This window comes from Neobacillus drentensis (genome assembly GCF_036966985.1).
Classification (GTDB): domain Bacteria; phylum Bacillota; class Bacilli; order Bacillales; family Cytobacillaceae; genus Neobacillus; species Neobacillus drentensis_E.
Map to the genome: position 1 here is coordinate 1 of NZ_JBALSN010000559.1, position 2267 is coordinate 2267.

Annotated in this window: 1 protein-coding gene; it reads right to left on the minus strand. The window is 39.1% G+C overall.

All coding sequences use genetic code 11. The features are described 5' to 3' along the window. Positions 1–356: 356 nt before the first annotated feature. Positions 357–1838, minus strand: coding sequence for a S8 family serine peptidase (locus tag V7659_RS27920; RefSeq protein WP_335543323.1), 1482 nt, complete (start codon positions 1836–1838; stop codon positions 357–359). Positions 1839–2267 lie beyond the last annotated feature (429 nt).

A 2267-nucleotide genomic window follows, 5' to 3' on the forward strand; every position in this document is an offset into this window, starting at 1 on the left:
TTTGACTATGTAGCCATTGGCCGTGCCATACTAGCTGATCCAGAATGGGCAGTAAAACTCAAAAATGGTCATCTTAATCAAGTTGTGCATTATACTAAGGAATCAGAGAAATACCTGATTTAAATAGATGTAGATTTAATGTGTAATAGTGTCACTCCACAAATAGGGTAGAATGGTCCTAAAGGCTTCTTCAAAGGGAGACTGACCCATTTCTCAGGGGAAAAGTACGTAAAATTTTTATAAATAATAATGGTGAAATGGAGAGTAGATTGCACTATTTTAAGGGGTTAAATCCGCATATAACGATAGAGTAGGACAAGACAAAGGCCCATCGATGAGATGGGCCTTACTTTATCCTATTTACCTGTTAAAGCTGAGTAAGCATTCGCTTCACCTTTACCAAAGTATGAATCATAACCTGGTTTTCCATAATCTAATGCGGTCTTTTCAATAAGTGCCTCCACTTGAGCTGGTTTGTAGTCTGGATGTGCAGCTTTGATGACTCCAGCGATGCCGGCAACCTTTGGCGAAGCCATGGAGGTTCCGTGGAGGTATGCATATCCTGGATGCTCTGGATCAATGGTAGTGAAATAAGGCTCTAAATAAGTTGGCCATGTTGACAACGCACGGTAAGTAAAGTCACGATCATTTAAATTCCCCGATGCAGCATATATAGGACCGTTGTCCCCGCCAGGAGCTGCTACAGTAATAAAGCTATTTCCATAGTTTGAATAGAATGCTAATTGATCTTTCGCCCATTTGTTTGAGGAAGATACTGTAATGACTCCCGGAACTCCACCTGGAGTTTCTATGGTGACCCCTTTAAAAATAAGGTTCGTATCACCATAATTGGCATTCAAATAATCTGTTAATGATTTTTTATCAGCGTAGTTTAACGACTCATTTCCGGCAGAGGCCACTATGGTTACATTATTATTCACCGCATATTTTACCGCTCGTTTCCAAAGGAGAACATCTGCAATGTCACTATACTTAGTGCCATTGTATTCATATTTTAAATTGTCATAGCCGCCAATGGACATATTCACAACGTCTACTTTATCTTTAGCTGCTTGAATCATTGCTTTAACAATTGGGGCAGTTGGGGCACTTCCAGAACTGTCAAATATACGGTAAGCCATGATTCCTAGATCTGGACCGACACCTTTTATTTTTCCATTACCCGCAATGGAACCAGCTACGTGTGTACCATGACCTTCACGATCTAGGACATCATTAGGGTTGCCTGTTTCAGTGTTGTCATTACCAGAATAACCTCCTGTCGGAACGAAACTTTGACCACCCACATAGTTGGCTTTAAGGTCAGGATGATTGGCATCAATACCTGTGTCGATAACACCGACTACAGCCTTATGAGTAACATTTCCATTTGCTACCGTACCTCCTGACTCAATATTAAAGGATTTTCCTTCATTGGTTAAATGACGAATATCCCATTGTAAGCCCCAATATGTACCATCTGGATCAGGTTGAAGTGTTACAGGCTTACCGTCAGCCGCGGACGGTTGCTCGTCGTCGAGCTTATAGTGTCTTTCTACGTTTGCCGCAATAATACTAGAATTAGATTTTAAATTGTTAAGAAAATTTGGATTGGATGAGCGGACTTCTAATCCGCCGATTTCCGGAATGGCATTTATCACTTCTCCACCGGCATTTTTAATGTCTGTCTGATAGGTTTTAGGTAATGATGACTGGTTGTAAGCAATGAGGTAGCTTTTAGCTGGTGAAGTTGCAGATGTGTGTAGATTAAAAGATGATAGTGAGAGTACTAAGATACTGCTGGCAACGATAGCCATTCCTTTTTTTCTTTTTTTCAATAAAAAAACCTCCTAATATTTGTCTAACAACTCCATTTTAATATATCGACCACCTTTTAGAAATAATAACTTCTCGATAAAGAACGACACCGTTCTTGGGATTTTTCCCCACAACTTAAAAATACCAATAATAGAGTAGTACAATTCAGTTTCTAAAAAGACCGGAATCGCGGCTTGATCCCTCATTTATTAGAGAAAATTTCGGCTTCTGGAAATAAAGAATTAATCAAAATCTTGGATACATGAAAAGAATGATTTAAAAAAAGTAGGGACAAAAATCCAAGAAGTTATCGATCTATTGGAGAAAGTAGATAAAAAATAGGAACACTGGTGATAGTATATGTTCAATCGACTCCTTATGTGGAACGACATTTGTAAACCACTTCACATGCGCTTGTGCAAATATAGGTGTCATAATAAGCCCTAATG